We start from the raw sequence: 14689 nt of genomic DNA on the forward strand, positions 1-14689 counted from the left end.
CGCGCAACCGGAGGTGCTTCGTGCCCGAACTGCTGTTTCCGCTCGACTCGACGAAGGGTTTCACCGAACAGGAGATCGTCGGCCACAACCGATGGCATCCCGATATCCCGGCGGCGGTTACGGTCAAACCCGGCACGTCTTTTCGAGCGCATTGTCGCGAATGGTTCGACGGGGCCATCCGCAACGACGATTCGGCCGAGGACATCCTGAATGCGCCGCTCAACAACGTGCACACGCTGTCCGGGCCGTTCCATATCGAGGGAGCCGAGCCCGGTGATCTGTTGATCGTCGACATCCTCGACGTCGGGCCGATCCCGCAGGAGGATTCGGGTCCGTTGGCGGGCCAGGGCTGGGGTTATACGGGCATCTTCGCCAAGGAGAACGGCGGCGGGTTCCTCACCGATCGATTCCCCGACGCGTACAAGGCGATCTGGGATTTTTCCGGGCAGACCACAACATCTCGCCACGTCCCGCACGTGAAGTACACCGGCATCACCCATCCCGGCCTGATGGGGACTGCCCCGTCGGCGCAGTTGTTGGCCAAGTGGAATGCCCGTGAAGGTGCCCTGATCGCCACTGACCCCAATCGTGTCCCGCCGTTGGCGCTGGCTCCCGAACTCGACGGTGCGATTCTCGGATCGTTGAGCGGTGACGAGTTCTCCCGTGTTGCAGGCGAAGCCGCGCGCACGGCACCGCCCCGCGAGAACGGAGGAAACCAGGACATCAAGAACCTGACCAAGGGGACTCGCGTTTTCTATCCGGTGTTCGTGCCGGGCGCGAAGCTGTCGTTCGGAGACCTGCACTTCTCACAGGGAGACGGGGAGATCACGTTCTGCGGTGCCATCGAAATGGGTGGCTTCATGGACCTGCACGTCGACCTGATCAAGGGCGGCATGGAGACCTACGGGGTGAGCGAAAATGCGATCTTCATGCCCGGCAACACCGCACCGCAGTACTCGGAATGGATTGCGTTCTCCGGTATTTCGGTGACCGTGGACGGTGAGCAGAAGTATCTGGACTCCGACCTGTCCTACCAGAACGCATGCATGCACGCGATCGACTACCTCACCAAGTTCGGATACAGCCCCGAGCAGGCGTACCTGCTACTGGGATCGGCCCCGATCGAAGGACGCCTGTCCGGGGTGGTGGACATCCCGAACTCCTGTGCCACCGTGTACATCCCCACCGCGATCTTCGACTTCCCGATAGCGCCCTCGGCCAGCGGGCCGTTCCAAATCGACCCGGGAATGGGAGCGCCGAGAGCGCAGTTCTGATCGACTTCGCTTGATTTGTCGCAACTGTGGGTGCTCGAGGACATGGAACCGTGGCCTCACGAGCCTGCCGTAGGCGCGGTGCTATCGCCCACTACCGTCGGTACTAGCAGCCGCCTTACTAGTCGTGCGCGGAAAACAGCAGGGCTCCCGAGTCGGTACCTGCGTACGGTAGGCGGATGATGGTTCTCGCGAGCAGGACTGCGGTGTTGTCGCCGCCGGTCTTCTTCGTCTGGAAGGCTCTCATGTACCCCGATGTGCATCCGAAGAATCAAGGGTTCGCATGGCCGGTGATGTTCGAGGGTCAGCCGCTACCTCGCATTGTCGAGAGCAGCGAGTCCGACCGCGTCGTCTGGAGCTCGCCGTGGCCGAGCCACCCCGACGTCCTGCTGCAGTTCGACTTACGACCGAATACCCATCTCCGTTGGACGCTGTTGGCCCACGCGCCTGCGCCGAGTCTGCAGGCAATCGAATGGCTACGCGACCAGGTGAGCCATCTGGTGAACATCGACCTGCGCAACGCGACCGGACATTGAACTGTCATCGGTTACCGCCGCTCGGTCCGTAGGGATACTGCTTACCGACGGCGAACCACAGGATCGGCCCGACGATCGGCAGAATCGATGCAACGAGAACCCAGGCCAACTTGGCTAGAGATCCTAGATAGGGGTCGCGGGCAATCGAAACAACAGCCATAGCGAACAGGGCAAGCGCGATCGCGCTGCCGGCAGAAATCATGGCTCCTAACGTAGCTCAATCCGCGTTGCGGACAACCTCGATCAGCCTGTTCGCGAAACTGGTTGCGGTGATGACCAATCCGTTGTTCAGTTGAGGATCCAGCACCGCGCTGCGACCCGCGGCGACAGCGGGGAGGTTCTGCCACGCGGCGATTCCGTCGATCTGGGTCGGATCGGTGGTCTGGTGGAAGATGAACTCCGCATCCGCGATCTGGTTCAGATTCTCGACCGACAGTCGATAGTTCCCCTCCTCGTCCTCGGGGTTGTTCTGCAGCACAGTGAATCCCATATCCGTGGCGACCGCGTTGCCTAGGTAGTTGGTCCACACGATGACGTATCCCTTGGCAACCGGCTCGCTGGTGATGAGGGCGATCCTGCGACCGTTCGTGACCGCGGCCGCGTCGTCGATGGTTCGGTGGTACTCGTCCAGGCGCGGCTGCACTGTGTCGAGTAGCCCGATGGCCGAGAACTGGTCGACGGTGTACTGCTCGAAATTCGGTTCGTTGACTTCGACGGGGAGGACCGGTGCGATCTTGGTCAGTTGCTCGTTTCCGTACCAGTCGAGCCGCCATCCATTGGCGCGCATCACAATGAGATCGGGAGACAGCGCGGCGATCTCCTCTGCCGCTGGGCCGTCGGGACCACCGATGACCTCCGTCTGCGCGTCCAGCAGTCCCTCGAACTGCCCCGCGGGACGCGCGCCGGGCTGGAAGGTGTTGCCGGTGGCAATGATGGGATATCCGGCCAACAGGGCGAATTCGAGATCCCCTCGCCCCTCCATCACGACCACGCGGGTGGGTCGCGTAGGAACGGTGACATCGAAGCCGTCGCCCGTCATCCGCACAGTCTCCGAGGTCGTAGCTGCCGCATCCTGGCTGCGGGGCGAGCAGGCGGAAACGAGTGCAGCAGCCCCGGCGAGTACGAAGAACCCACGTCGATCGAGGGTGCGCGAGGACAAGAATCGAGATGACATTGGGATAGGCTACCCTTTGTCTTCTGTTGGGGGCGGTCGGACCTGGTGCGTCGCCAGCTGTGCTGTCAGTACCCTTCGGTGTGAGAAGCACGGTCACGATGCGATGGATCGTGAATCCGTAGGCAGCCGAGCAAAATCGATGGGGTGAGTATGAGCACCGAGGTCAACCCGACACTTCCGTTGGCGTTCGATCTCGCGTGGATGGGTGCGGTTGTTCTGTGGCTGGGCCTCGTGGCTGCCGCGTGGGTGTCGATTCTTCGGAGCAACAAGGCTCGTCGGGGATCCGCGTTCTGGTGGTGTCTGCTCGTCTTGCTCATGCCGATCACCGGTGCGCTGATCTGGTTCGTCGCCCGCCCGCGCAACTTCGATACCGATCAGCGCACGAGTTCGTAGCGCGCCAGCCACAGTCCCGTCAGTACTTCCTGATCCTCGGTGTGCACAAAGCCGAGTGATTCGTACAACCTGCGGGCCGGCGCGTTGTCTCGTCCGGTGGCCACCTGCACACGTTGTCCCACAATCGAATCCAGCATGCCAGTGACCAACCTGCGTCCGATGCCCTGTCGGTGAGCGTGCGGTGCGACAATCAGACGGTCGATCTCGGCCTCGGACCACGCTGCAGCGCCGAGGATTTCGTCACTCTCCCGCGCGACGAGCCAGTGGACCTGTGCAGCGCACAGATCGTCCACCGACTCGTGCAGCAAAGGGATTCGGTCGTCGCCGATCAGTCCCGCCTCGACTGCATACGACGCCCTCTGCACCGCGAGAATCTGCTCGGCCAACGGTCGATCAGAAGAAGGGTCGACGCGAACGATCTCAATAGCGACCACCGGCGGGTGCCGGCAGTGCGTCGAGGGCAGCGAGGTGGTCCGGGCTCAAGGTGAGCGAGGCTGCACCCGCGTTCTCGTCCAGACGCGAGGTGCGTCGAGTACCGGGAATCGGGACCACGTGCTCGCCCTGCGCCAGAACCCAGGCCAGGGCCACCTGCGCAGGCGTCGCGCCGAGTTCGTCGGCGACGGCCGCGATGGCGTCGACGATCACGAGGTTCGCATCGAGATTGTCCTGGCTGAAGCGTGGCAATCGCGAACGGAAATCGTCTGCAGCAGGCGTGGTTCCGCGAAAGTTGCCGGTCAGGAAGCCGCGGCCCAGGGGTGAGAACGGCACGAATGCCGCACCGTTGTCTTGCGTCCACTTCAGCGAGGTGGCGAGGTGATCGCGCGTCCACAGGGACAGCTCCGACTGCACTGCAGAAATCGGGTGCACCTGCTGGGCCCGATCGAGTTGCTCGACGGAGAACTCCGAGACACCCAGTGCCCGAACCTTTCCGGCCTGCACGGCCTCGGCCATCGCGCCGATGCTGTCTTCGACGGCCACCTCGGGATCGGGACGGTGCAGGTAGTAGAGATCGATGTGGTCGACGCCCAGGCGGCGCAGCGAATCGTCGATTGCCGAACGTAGGTGTTCGGGCTTGCCGTTGGGGCCCGAAATGACCGGCTCTCCGGCGTCGCCGACGTGGGAAACGAGCCCACCTTTGGTCGCGAGGGTCACCTCGTCGCGTCGGTTCCCGATGGCTTTGCCGACGACTTCCTCGTTGGTGAACGGGCCGTACACGTCTGCCGTATCGATGAAGTTCACGCCCAGGTCGAGGGCGTGCCCGATGACGCGATCGGGGGTCTCCGTTCGATCGTCGGCCTTGTATGCCCAGGTCATTCCCATGCAGCCCAAGCCAATGGCACCCACCTCGGGGCCGTCGTTCCAGAGGGTGCGGGTCAGTACTGTGCGTTCGCTCATGTACTCGACCATAGAGAAGTAAAAGCGTTGTCGCTTGGACTCACCGGGCGACTAGCATCGCCGCATGGCTCTTCCGCACTCGAAGGTGTATTTCGGCGACCGCTTGGTGGACGCGCAGGAGGCGACGCTCGGGGTCGCGACCTCGGCCGTTCTGTACGGGCTCAGCGTCTACACGGTGTTCCCGGTTCAGGTGGACGGTGATCGGCGTACGGCTTTCCGGTTGCTCGATCACTATCAGCGACTCGTCGAATCCTGCAAGATCATCGGCATCGACACGTTCGCCTCGCAGTGGACGTTCGAGAAGTTCGTGCAGGCGACGCGCGATGTGGTCGCCGCCAACGCCCCGACGACCGAGGTCTACGTTCGAGCTACCGTCCACGTGGACGAGTCGATCCCCGGAACGCGGGTGCGTGGCCTGCACACCACGGTGTCCATCTTCCTGTACGACGCCAATCCCATTGTCCCGCAGGACGGCATGCGGTTGAAGACAAGTGTCTGGCGTCGAATTCCCGACTATGCCATTCCCTCCCGTGCCAAGGTGAACGGTGCGTACGTCAATTCCGTTCTGGCCAAACAGGATGCAATCGACAGTGGCTTCGACGACTGCATCTTCCTCGACATCAACGGCCATGTCTGCGAACTCAGTGCCGCGAACATCTTCCTCGTGCGGAACGGAGTGCTCGTCACCCCCGACGTCACCAGCGACATTCTCGACGGCATCAACCGTCGGACGATTCTGACCCTGGCGCGCGAAGAAGGGCTGACCGTCCAGGAGCGCACCGTCGATCTCACCGAGCTGTACATCGCCGACGAGGTCTTCGTCTGCGGCACGTCGGCCGGAGTAGCCCCGGTGTACGAGATCGATGGTCGCGCAATAGGAACGAAGCAGTCGGGCCCGGTGACACTCACTCTACGAAAGCGTCACCAGGCCGCGCTCACCAGCGACGAAGTGCACGGCTGGGTGAGTGTGCTGTGAGTGCTACGCCGGGCAGGTCGAGGTGAGTCCGGCGATCAATGCTTCGGTGGCCGGCTGTTCGAGTGGGTCGGCGGCGGGGTTCGACCCGGCCGTGGTCCAGGCCAGCGATACCTGACGCTGCCCGTCCGGGCTCGAGAACGCGTAGGTGCGGTAGCCGAAGCCGTTGCCGCGGTTGCCGAACACGAGCTCACCCGAACCCGGGTTGCACGCGTCTCCGCCCAGCAGCAGGCCGAGTCCGTACGTGGATGGCGTCACGACCTGCATCTCGTCGATCAGGTTCTGCGGGATCAGCGTGCCGTCGAACAGCGCTCTGAAGAAGGTGTTCATGTCTGCCACGGTGGAGACCACGGCAGCCCCCGACGACCAGATACTGGCGTCGTAATCGGTGACGTCGGTGTAGGTTCCGTTCCCCAGCACGTAGCCGTGCAACGCGTCGGGGTCGAGCGTGGAATCGGTGGGGTACGTCGAGTCGGTCATCTCCAGCGGATCGAAGATCCTGTCCTGCAACGACTGTCCGATGGACTTGCCATCGAGGTCGGCGACGATCTGACCGAGCAGGACGTAGTTGGTGTTGGCGTAGCCGAATTCCTGACCGGGCTCACTCGTCCAGGGCATGGACACAGCCCGGTCGATCAGTTCGTCGTCGGTGACGGCATCGGTTGCGCGTGCGGCGATCTGCTCGGCGGAATCGAATCCGGTGAAGTAGTCGGGAACGCCACTGGTGTGATCGAGTAGTTGGCGAACGGTGACCGGCTTGGGTAGTACTCCGGGAAGCAGTTCGTCGACCTGCTGATCGAGCTCGAGTTTCCCCTCGTCCACGAGTTGGAGCACCACGGCAGCAACCATGGCCTTGGTGACGCTGGCGATGCGGACCGGATCCTCGGCGGACGCAGCCTCGGTACCGTCGCGCTCGACGAGACCGGCCGCTCCCGACCACGAATCCTCGCCGTCGCGTATCTGCGCGACAGCGGCGACGGATCCGGCGTCGACCAGGGCGTCCAGGGCTGCCTGAACGTCGTCGGTCTTGATGCTCCCTGTGGAGGGCGTGGTGGTGGTCGGCTCGACGGTGGACGGCTCGTCCGTCGACGAGCATCCACTGACCAGCAGGGATGTCGACACTGTGAGGGCGGCGAGGATTCGTAGCTTGCTCATGTCTTCGACGCTAACGCCGACCTGCGAAGGATTTCAGTGTCAAATGTCAGTGATTTTCGATGAGTGGACGCACCGCATCGTTCGGCGCGCTGGTCAGCGACCGACCCGGCCCGCACTCGAATCGAGCAGAACCTCGGCCGCAGTCTTTGCCGCAGCGGCGGATTCGGCCAGTTCGGTGATGGCCGCGGTGGTTTGAGCACCTTCGGCGAGCAAGGCAATCTGCAGCCCGACGGTGGGCTCACATCCGGCCTCGACCGCCAATCGGGTGACGTAGTCGATGAAGTTCTTCTTGTGCTGATGCGCGGCGTCGGCAACCTCGGGCATGGTGGCACCGAGTTCGCCGAAGGAGTTGATGAAGGCACACCCGCGGAAGTCGTCCTCACGAAACCAGTGGTCCAGGAAGTCGAAGATCGACAGCAGCTTCTCTCGAGGGGACTCGTGGGCAGCGGCTTCGGCGTGGATCCCGTTGTTCCACTGCTGTGTTCGACCGCGAAGCACCTCGGCGACGATGGCGGTCTTCGACGGAAACAGTGAGTACATGCGCTTGAGGGAGATACCCGCGCTGCTGCGAAGCTCGTCCATTCCGACGGCCTGGATTCCGCGCGCATAGAACAGTGCATCCGCTGCTCGGATGACGTCGTCGCGTCCGAGTTCGGTACCCATGACCCACCTACCCCTTGCCGAGAGAACCAACGTTCTCTACAGTAGTCCACACGCGGTGAGAACGACCGTTCTCACCCGTCGAGCTGCAGGACAACAGGAAGGCAGGATCATGGCGTACATCACCGTCGGAACCGAGAACTCCACCCCCGTCGAGGTCTACTACGAGGATCACGGCACCGGTCAGCCGGTCGTGCTCATCCACGGCTACCCGCTCGACGGCAACTCCTGGGAACGTCAGTCACGGGCGCTACTCGACGCCGGCTACCGCGTCATCACCTACGATCGCCGCGGATTCGGCCAGTCGAGCAAGCCGACCGTCGGATACGACTACGACACCTTTGCCTCGGACCTGGACAAGGTGCTCACCGAGCTCGACCTGAACGATGTCATCCTGGTCGGATTCTCCATGGGCACAGGTGAACTCGCGCGGTACGCGGCGAAGTACGGCACGGATCGCGTCGCGAAGTTCGCGTTCCTCGCCTCGCTCGAGCCGTTCCTGCTGCAGACCGACGACAATCCCACCGGCGTCCCGCAGTCGGTGTTCGACGGCATCGACAGTGCCGCGCGGGAGGATCGCTTCGCCTGGTTCGAGAACTTCTACAAGGACTTCTACAACCTCGACGAGAACCTCGGGACTCGCATCAGCGAGGCCGCAGTACGTGCGAGCTGGAACACCGCGACCGGTAGCGCTCCCGTGGCCGCCTATGCCGTCGTGCCCACGTGGCTCGAAGATTTCCGCGGTGATGTGGAGAAGGTGCGCGAATCGGGCAAGCCGACGCTGATCCTGCACGGCACGGCCGACAACATCCTGCCGATCGATTCCACCGGACGTCAGTTCCACAAGGTGTTCCCGGAGGCGACGTACGTCGAGGTCGACGGCGCACCGCACGGACTGCTGTGGACGCACTTCCAGGAAGTGAACGACGCGCTGCTCGCGTTCGTGAAGTAAGAGCAGACGGCGGCAGGCATCCGGGCCTGCCGCCGTTCGTGGGCTAGACCGCGACGACGCCGTCGTGGTCGCTGTAGACGATCTCGCCCGGGTTGAAGGTGACTCCGCCGAAGCTGACCGGCACGTTCTTCTCACCCGATCCGGTTTGCGTGCTCTTGCGCGGGTTCGTTCCCAGTGCCTTGACGCCGATGTCGAGTGTGCGCAGGATCGCCGAGTCGCGTACCGCGCCGTTGACGATGACTCCGGCCCATCCGTTGGTGACACCTCGGCCCGCGATGATGTCTCCGACCAGTGCGGTGTGAACGCTTGCATCGCCGTCGACCACCAGAACGCCACCGTTGCCCGGCTCGCTCAGCGTCTGCTTGACCAAGAGATTGTCCTGGAAGCAGCGGATGGTGGTGATGGGCCCCGCGAATTCGGTGTGCTTGCCGAACTGGATGAACTGGGTGTCGCAGCTGCGGATGTCGGGACCGATCTCGTCGGCCAGATCAGCTGTTGCCTTGAATTCCACAGGTGAAGTCATGCGGCACAGACTATCGCTCGCTCGTCAGCCCCGGCCGTGACGCCGTTCGTAGTCGTCGCGAGTGCGGTCGGCCCGGCTCTGCGCCTTGGCGTTGATCAACTGCGGGTCGAGGCCGTGGATCAGCAGACGATGCCGCCGATAGACGTTCATCAGGGCAATCGAGAAGTACACCAGCGGGATGAACAGCAGCGACATCATCGCCAGGGACATCCACAGCGGCCCCGGGATCAGCAGGAACAGCAGCAGTAGCGGGATGACGGGCACGGTGAATCGGGCGATGTAGCGGACCTGGGCGCCGTTACCCACGAGATCCTTGCGGACCCAGTCCTGCATGGATTCGGGCAGCGTGCGGCCGAACGAATAGCCCAGAAACTGCAGTGGAGTAGGCGTCGTGCGTTCGGTGGTCATCGCGCAATGCTAGTCCCACAAGAGTTGGTACAAGTCACCGTTGACTGCGGTTTATCTCATATGTGACGATAACGTCAGTTGATACGCCGTTGTTCGGACATCGGAAGAGGCTCCTCGGACATGATCGATCGCAGAACCCTGCTCGGCGCGCTGGGTGCCGCAACGATCTCCGGAGTTGCCCTCTCGACGTTGCCGTCTGCGACCGCATCGGCATCGCCCACTCCGGGCGCCGGTGGAGTGATCGACGTCCATTCGCACATGGTTCCCGACTTCTACCTGCGTGAGGCCATCGCGTCGGGCATCGTCTTTCCCGACGGTATGCCGAAGTGGCCGAGCTGGTCGGTCGGTGAACACCTGCAGATGATGGACGGTTGCGGCATCGACAGCGCGATCCTGTCCGTCTCGTCACCCGGGGTGCATTTCGGCGACGACGGCAAGGCCGCCGATCTCGCCCGACGCGTCAACGATTTCGGTGCCGGGGTGGTGGCGAGCGAACCCCGACTCGGATTCTTTGCGTCGCTACCGCTGCCGAACGTCGTCGACTCGACGGCCGAGGCCATCCGAGCGCTCGATCGACTCGGTGCCGACGGCGTGACGGTGATGTCCAACGCCGGCGGCATGTACCTGGGCAACGCCGTGCTGACGCCCTTGCTTGCGGCGCTGGACGCGCGATCGGCGGTCGTGTTCGTACATCCCACGTCACCGCCGAATGCTGCTGCGGTATCGCTCGGGCGTCCGGCACCGATGATCGAGTTCCTTTTCGACACAGCGCGAACCGTCGTCGATCTGATTCTGCTGGGCGTGGTCGATCGATTCCCGAACATTCGCTGGGTGTTCACTCACGGCGGTGGAGTTCTGCCGCTGCTGGCGGACCGGGTCGATTTCTTCCGTACCCAGGTGGGCCTGGGGACCCCGACCACGCCGGATGTGCTGCAGCGCTTGTGGTTCGACCTCGCCGGAACTCCTATCCCGCGGCAGTTGCCCGCGTTGCTGTCGAGCGTCGGCCCCGATCGTCTGGTGTACGGCAGCGACTACTGCTTCACGCCGATCGCCGCGGTACAGGAGCAGCTGCGATCACTCGACGCCGGTGCCGCGAACGGCGGACTCGGGAACTGGCGCGCAGCCACATCCGGCAACGCCCGCCGACTGCTCGATCTCTGAACCGAAAGAGGTGGACACTGCCGATGAAAACGCAAGCACTGCAACCGATCTCCGAGCACTGGGATTGGCAGATGAATGCCGCCTGCCGCTCGATGCCGGTCTCGATGTTCTACCCGCCCCTGGGTCTACGGGGATACTCGCTGCGAAACCTCGAGCGACAGGCGAAGCTCGTGTGCGATCGATGCCCCGTGATCGAGCGCTGCCTGCAACACGCACTCGACTCCGACGAAAGGCACGGAGTCTGGGGTGGATCGACCGCACACGAGCGGTCCGCGATGGTTCGCGTCAGCCCTGACGAGCGGCGTTCGCGACAATGACATCGCGAATGTACTGCGCCAAGCCCGACGCAATGTCGTTGTAGTGCTTGGCGAATCGCTCGTCTGCGATGTACATCTCCGCGAGGTTCACCTGCATCTCGTAACCGCAGTCGTAGTACCGCTCGATGGAAGCCCGATGCCGTTCGGCCAGTAACCCGGCCTCGGCGGAATCCGGCGACACACCCCGCTGCATCGCGGCCGCGAGATCCGCTTCCAGCACATCCGTTTCGGCCTTGACGGCCTTCCAATCGTCCTTGGTGAACGACGCCGTTCGCTGCTGTGACTGCTTCCACTCGTCGGTCTCGCCCCAGCGTTGCTCGGCTTCCTCGGCGTACTCCTCGCCGGGCCAGTTGTCACCGAAGATCTCGCGCTGCTCCTCGGGAGTCAGTTGCATACCCATCTTCTTCGCCTCCATCATCTTGTCCACGGCCGCAGCCATTGCGTGCAAGTGATCGATCCGCTCGTTCAACAACTCTCGTTGCCGACGCAGATGCGCCATGGCATCGGCCGCCGGGTCGTCGAGCAACGCCGCGATGGCGTCGAGCGCAAACCCGAGTTCGCGGTAGGTCAGCACCTGATGCAGCCGTTCGACATCGGCCGACGAGTACGTCCGATAGCCCTTCGGGGTTCTACCCGACGGCACCACCAACGCGATCTCGTCGTAATGATGCAGCGTTCTGACGCTGACACCGACCAACCGTGCGACGGCGCCGACCTGCATGCCGACCTGGACGTCAACCGAACTGTTCGCGGACGAATCACTCACGAAGGACACTGTGCTGCCTCCCGTGGCGTGAGGGTCAAGCCGCGCTGCTGGCCTCCATGGTCGTTCCGCAGGCTCCACTCCTAACGGGTCACACGTTCGCAGCCGGAGGTGGATTCTCCGGCGAGCCGCTGCCCGAGCCAATCGTATGCGCCGGGACGGCCGTTGGTCTGCGCCAGCGAATGATCCCCGGGAACCAGTTCGAGGCGAACCGACGCTCCCGCAGCGCACCACTGGTCCTGCACGGCCTCGGCACCTTCCTTGGGAATGAGGAAGTCCTGCAGACCCTGGTAGATGTAGATCGGTGCGTCCGGCTTCGTCTGGCCCATCCGGTTCTCTTCGACGACGGCCTTGGTGATCGGGTGGTCGAAGACATCGGGCACGTTGGAGAGGTTTCGCTGGTCCAGCAGCAACAGTCCCGAATACGACAACACATCGACGCATTGATCCTTCTGCGCCAAAGCCAGTCGCTTTCCGTTGTCGTTGGCGAGCTCCCGCATCTCCGGGTACTCCCTGGACAACCCGATCGTCGCCGCAGTGAACAGACCGGAACCGATCTGGCCGTTCAGTGAGGTCTGCAGAATCTTGTAGTCGGTGGGCGGGCCACCGAACGCGACACCGGCGATGTTCAACTCTGGCGCGTACTCGGGAGCCAACTGCGCGGCCCAACCGGAGGCGATGGCACCGCCGGAGTAACCGGTGATGCCGATCGGAGCGTCCGCAGCCACTCCTGCACTCCGGGATGCGCGTAAGCCGTCGAGCACGGTGTGTCCGGAGACGAGACCGGCCGAATAGGCCTGCCGAGGACCCTGGTAGTCGGTGACGACCACCGTGTAACCGCGGTCGAGCAGAATCCGGACCTGGTCGATTTCCTTGTTGTTGCCCCGCGGCAGGGTGTACGACGGCGCGCACTGATTACCCAGTGAGTCCGTTGCCTCGTTGTACGCGATGACGGGACGATCTCCGGCTCCGGTCCAGGGCGCGGTGGGCGTCAGGACCGTCGTCGCCGCTGCGATGGGTCGGTTCTTGGAGTCGGTCGAGCGAAAGAGCAACTGCACGGACGACGCCTGGGGAGTCACCGCGACATCTCGACGGTTCAGCATCGTGCCTGGCTGCAGGTTCTCGAATCCGGCCGGCGGATCGAACCATGGATCACCGAGTGAGGTGGGGAGATACGCATCCGGATCGCTCGGCGGAGCGATGAAATCCTGCAGAGGATCGGCCTGGGCCGACCCTACGAACGACAGCATCAATGCTGCGGCTCCGGCCAGAACGAGTGCCTTGCGCATGTGTTTCCCACCCTGTTGCTCCGTACGCCCCGACGTCCGGTAGACCACGGACCATCGTGCCATACGGTGGCGCGATTTCGGGTCTGTGAACTGAGCCAGCGAGCAGGTAGGTTGTCTGTTACTCAGAACACTACTCACCAGTAGGGACACGTCCATGCCAGCACCGTCCGCCTCGACCTTCTCCCGGCTCGCCGATCTCATCGCCATCCCCGACGCCGAATCGCGGCCGACGAAGACCATCACCGAGGTGTTCACCGGCAAGGAGCTGGCGACCATCCCGGTCGGCACCGCCGCCGACGCGACCGCCGCGATCGCCCGCGTTCGCTCAGCTCAGGTGGCATGGGCCAAGCGTCCCGTGTCCGAGCGCGCCGAGATCTTCCACCGCTACCGCGACCTGGTGCTCGCCCACCGCGACGAGCTGATGGACATGGCGCAGGCCGAGACGGGCAAGTCCCGCGCCGCTGCCCTCGAAGAGGTTCTCGACATCTCGATGACCGCGCGGCACTACGCGCGCACCGCCGCGAAGCTGCTGGCCCCGAAGAAGGTCACCGGCATGCTGCCCGTGCTGACCAAGACCCGGATCCGGTACCAGCCCAAGGGCGTCGTCGGAATCATCTCCCCGTGGAACTACCCGATGACCCTCGCGGTGTCCGACGCCATCCCGGCACTGCTGGCAGGCAACGGCGTCGTGCTCAAGCCGGACAGCCAGACGCCCTACTGCGCGCTCGCCTGCGTCGAACTGCTCTACAAGGCAGGTCTGCCCCGTGACCTGTTCGCCGTGGTTCCCGGCCCGGGTTCGGCGGTGGGAACAGCCATCGTCGAGAACACCGAGTACGTCATGTTCACCGGCTCCACCGCCACCGGTCAGCTCCTGGCCGAGCAGGCCGGGCGTCGACTCATCGGATTCTCCGCCGAGCTCGGCGGCAAGAACGCGATGATCGTCGCCAAGGGTGCCAACCTCAGGGAAGTGTCCGACGCGGCCGTGCGGGCCTGCTTCTCCAACTCCGGCCAGCTCTGCATCTCCATCGAACGTATCTACGTCGAGAAGTCGATCGCCGCGGAGTTCACCGAGAAGTTCGGTCAGCGGGTGCGCAACATGAGCCTCGGAGCCGACTACGAATTCGGCATCGAGATGGGCAGCCTCATCTCCGAGGACCAGATCAAGACCGTCTCGGCCCACGTCGACGACGCCAAGGTCAAGGGCGCGACCGTCGTCGCAGGCGGCAAGGCCCGCCCCGACATCGGCCCGCTGTTCTACGAGCCGACGCTGCTGGCCAACGTCACCGAGGACATGGAATGCGCGGCAACCGAGACCTTCGGGCCGCTGGTGTCGATCTACCCCGTCGCCGACGTCGACGAGGCCATCGAGAAGGCCAACGACACCGAGTACGGACTCAACGCCAGTGTGTGGGCCAAGACCAAGGCGCAGGGCGAAGCCATTGCAGCACGGCTGCATTCGGGCACCGTCAACGTCGACGAGGGCTACGCACCGACGTGGGGCACCACCGGCGCTCCGATGGGCGGCATGGGCGTGTCCGGTGTCGGACGCAGGCACGGCACCGAGGGCCTGCTCAAGTACACGGAGTCGCAGACCATCGCGACGACGCGTCTGCTCAATCTCGGTGGGCCGCGCGGACTTCCGCCGAAGCTGTGGGCAAAGATCATGCCGCCCTTCGTCAAGGCGCTGAAGTACATTCCGGGTCGGTAGTACCGGGCCCG

General features: G+C 63.8%; 18 protein-coding genes. 8 read left to right on the top strand and 10 right to left on the bottom strand.

All coding sequences use genetic code 11. The features are described 5' to 3' along the window. Window positions 1-20: 20 nt before the first annotated feature. Window positions 21-1274: a formamidase gene (gene fmdA, locus CH295_RS10010; RefSeq protein WP_094740565.1), complete on the top strand. Its 1254-nt coding sequence runs from the start codon at window positions 21-23 to the stop codon at window positions 1272-1274. 176 nt (window positions 1275-1450) lie between these two features. Continuing rightward, complete coding sequence (locus CH295_RS10015; protein WP_141216987.1) at window positions 1451-1807, top strand: hypothetical protein; 357 nt, start codon at window positions 1451-1453, stop codon at window positions 1805-1807. Window positions 1808-1811: 4 nt separating this feature from the next. Here the strand turns inward: CH295_RS10015 and CH295_RS10020 are convergent, their stop codons facing one another. After that, entirely contained in the window at window positions 1812-2009 is a 198-nt protein-coding gene (locus CH295_RS10020) for a PLD nuclease N-terminal domain-containing protein (RefSeq protein WP_094740567.1), read from the bottom strand. 15 nt (window positions 2010-2024) lie between these two features. After that, a complete protein-coding gene (locus CH295_RS10025) occupies window positions 2025-2981 on the bottom strand; it encodes an ABC transporter substrate-binding protein (RefSeq protein WP_094740568.1) in 957 nt (318 codons plus the stop codon). 150 nt (window positions 2982-3131) lie between these two features. On the opposite strand from CH295_RS10025, the gene CH295_RS10030 reads away from it, so the two are divergent. Further along, window positions 3132-3374, top strand: a complete 243-nt coding sequence (locus CH295_RS10030; RefSeq protein ID WP_094740569.1) for a PLDc N-terminal domain-containing protein — start codon at window positions 3132-3134, stop codon at window positions 3372-3374. On the opposite strand, the gene CH295_RS10035 is transcribed toward CH295_RS10030, so the two are convergent. Next, a complete protein-coding gene (locus tag CH295_RS10035) occupies window positions 3356-3760 on the bottom strand; it encodes a GNAT family N-acetyltransferase (RefSeq protein WP_170945847.1) in 405 nt (134 codons plus the stop codon). The two genes, CH295_RS10030 and CH295_RS10035, sit on opposite strands and share 19 nt — an antisense overlap. A gap of 34 nt (window positions 3761-3794) precedes the next feature. After that, complete coding sequence (locus tag CH295_RS10040; RefSeq protein ID WP_094740616.1) at window positions 3795-4769, bottom strand: aldo/keto reductase; 975 nt, start codon at window positions 4767-4769, stop codon at window positions 3795-3797. Window positions 4770-4833: 64 nt separating this feature from the next. On the opposite strand from CH295_RS10040, the gene CH295_RS10045 reads away from it, so the two are divergent. Beyond that, complete coding sequence (locus CH295_RS10045; protein ID WP_170945848.1) at window positions 4834-5745, top strand: aminotransferase class IV; 912 nt, start codon at window positions 4834-4836, stop codon at window positions 5743-5745. 3 nt (window positions 5746-5748) lie between these two features. On the opposite strand, the gene CH295_RS10050 is transcribed toward CH295_RS10045, so the two are convergent. Continuing rightward, window positions 5749-6897, bottom strand: coding sequence for a serine hydrolase domain-containing protein (locus tag CH295_RS10050; protein ID WP_094740571.1), 1149 nt, complete (start codon window positions 6895-6897; stop codon window positions 5749-5751). Window positions 6898-6990: 93 nt separating this feature from the next. After that, window positions 6991-7560, bottom strand: a complete 570-nt coding sequence (locus CH295_RS10055) for a TetR/AcrR family transcriptional regulator (protein ID WP_094740572.1) — start codon at window positions 7558-7560, stop codon at window positions 6991-6993. A gap of 109 nt (window positions 7561-7669) precedes the next feature. Between CH295_RS10055 and CH295_RS10060 the strand changes: the two genes are divergently transcribed. Beyond that, window positions 7670-8509, top strand: coding sequence for an alpha/beta fold hydrolase (locus CH295_RS10060; protein ID WP_094740573.1), 840 nt, complete (start codon window positions 7670-7672; stop codon window positions 8507-8509). A 43-nt stretch (window positions 8510-8552) separates the two neighbouring features. On the opposite strand, the gene rraA is transcribed toward CH295_RS10060, so the two are convergent. Continuing rightward, window positions 8553-9032 (bottom strand): ribonuclease E activity regulator RraA, encoded by a 480-nt coding sequence (gene rraA / locus CH295_RS10065; protein ID WP_037186639.1) that lies wholly within the window; start codon window positions 9030-9032, stop codon window positions 8553-8555. 24 nt (window positions 9033-9056) lie between these two features. Further along, window positions 9057-9440 carry a DUF5313 family protein gene (locus CH295_RS10070; protein ID WP_037186637.1) on the bottom strand — a complete coding sequence of 128 codons (384 nt, stop codon included), beginning with the start codon at window positions 9438-9440 and terminating at the stop codon, window positions 9057-9059. Between the two features lie 120 nt (window positions 9441-9560). Here CH295_RS10070 and CH295_RS10075 point away from each other — a divergent pair, with 120 nt between their 5' ends. Together CH295_RS10075 and CH295_RS10080 are read left to right on the top strand one after the other, a co-directional pair. Then, entirely contained in the window at window positions 9561-10601 is a 1041-nt protein-coding gene (locus CH295_RS10075) for an amidohydrolase family protein (RefSeq protein WP_252341987.1), read from the top strand. Window positions 10602-10624: 23 nt separating this feature from the next. Next, the gene (locus CH295_RS10080) at window positions 10625-10918 is read left to right on the top strand and encodes a WhiB family transcriptional regulator (protein ID WP_037186635.1); all 294 of its coding nucleotides are present in this window, start codon (window positions 10625-10627) and stop codon (window positions 10916-10918) included. Here CH295_RS10080 and CH295_RS10085 read toward each other — a convergent pair. Together CH295_RS10085 and CH295_RS10090 are read right to left on the bottom strand one after the other, a co-directional pair. Further along, window positions 10887-11639, bottom strand: a complete 753-nt coding sequence (locus CH295_RS10085) for a MerR family transcriptional regulator (protein ID WP_094740619.1) — start codon at window positions 11637-11639, stop codon at window positions 10887-10889. The genes CH295_RS10080 and CH295_RS10085 overlap by 32 nt on opposite strands. A 125-nt stretch (window positions 11640-11764) precedes the next feature. Continuing rightward, window positions 11765-12970, bottom strand: a complete 1206-nt coding sequence (locus tag CH295_RS10090; protein ID WP_252341988.1) for a lipase family protein — start codon at window positions 12968-12970, stop codon at window positions 11765-11767. Window positions 12971-13085: 115 nt separating this feature from the next. Between CH295_RS10090 and CH295_RS10095 the strand changes: the two genes are divergently transcribed. Beyond that, entirely contained in the window at window positions 13086-14678 is a 1593-nt protein-coding gene (locus CH295_RS10095) for a succinic semialdehyde dehydrogenase (protein ID WP_288143182.1), read from the top strand. Window positions 14679-14689 lie beyond the last annotated feature (11 nt).

The sequence above is a fragment of the Rhodococcus sp. 14-2483-1-2 genome (assembly GCF_002259405.1).
Lineage (GTDB): Bacteria > Actinomycetota > Actinomycetes > Mycobacteriales > Mycobacteriaceae > Rhodococcoides.

Excerpts from the sequence above, each read along its gene's own strand:
- CH295_RS10015 (WP_141216987.1), top strand. The coding sequence starts at position 1,451 with ATGATGGTTCTCGCGAGCAGGACTGCGGTGTTGTCGCCGCCGGTCTTC.
- CH295_RS10020 (WP_094740567.1), bottom strand. The coding sequence starts at position 2,009 with ATGATTTCTGCCGGCAGCGCGATCGCGCTTGCCCTGTTCGCTATGGCT.
- CH295_RS10025 (WP_094740568.1), bottom strand. The coding sequence starts at position 2,981 with ATGTCATCTCGATTCTTGTCCTCGCGCACCCTCGATCGACGTGGGTTC.
- CH295_RS10030 (WP_094740569.1), top strand. The coding sequence starts at position 3,132 with ATGAGCACCGAGGTCAACCCGACACTTCCGTTGGCGTTCGATCTCGCG.
- CH295_RS10040 (WP_094740616.1), bottom strand. The coding sequence starts at position 4,769 with ATGAGCGAACGCACAGTACTGACCCGCACCCTCTGGAACGACGGCCCC.
- CH295_RS10045 (WP_170945848.1), top strand. The coding sequence starts at position 4,834 with ATGGCTCTTCCGCACTCGAAGGTGTATTTCGGCGACCGCTTGGTGGAC.
- CH295_RS10050 (WP_094740571.1), bottom strand. The coding sequence starts at position 6,897 with ATGAGCAAGCTACGAATCCTCGCCGCCCTCACAGTGTCGACATCCCTG.
- CH295_RS10055 (WP_094740572.1), bottom strand. The coding sequence starts at position 7,560 with ATGGGTACCGAACTCGGACGCGACGACGTCATCCGAGCAGCGGATGCA.
- CH295_RS10060 (WP_094740573.1), top strand. The coding sequence starts at position 7,670 with ATGGCGTACATCACCGTCGGAACCGAGAACTCCACCCCCGTCGAGGTC.
- rraA (WP_037186639.1), bottom strand. The coding sequence starts at position 9,032 with ATGACTTCACCTGTGGAATTCAAGGCAACAGCTGATCTGGCCGACGAG.
- CH295_RS10070 (WP_037186637.1), bottom strand. The coding sequence starts at position 9,440 with ATGACCACCGAACGCACGACGCCTACTCCACTGCAGTTTCTGGGCTAT.
- CH295_RS10075 (WP_252341987.1), top strand. The coding sequence starts at position 9,561 with ATGATCGATCGCAGAACCCTGCTCGGCGCGCTGGGTGCCGCAACGATC.
- CH295_RS10080 (WP_037186635.1), top strand. The coding sequence starts at position 10,625 with ATGAAAACGCAAGCACTGCAACCGATCTCCGAGCACTGGGATTGGCAG.
- CH295_RS10085 (WP_094740619.1), bottom strand. The coding sequence starts at position 11,639 with ATGCAGGTCGGCGCCGTCGCACGGTTGGTCGGTGTCAGCGTCAGAACG.
- CH295_RS10090 (WP_252341988.1), bottom strand. The coding sequence starts at position 12,970 with ATGCGCAAGGCACTCGTTCTGGCCGGAGCCGCAGCATTGATGCTGTCG.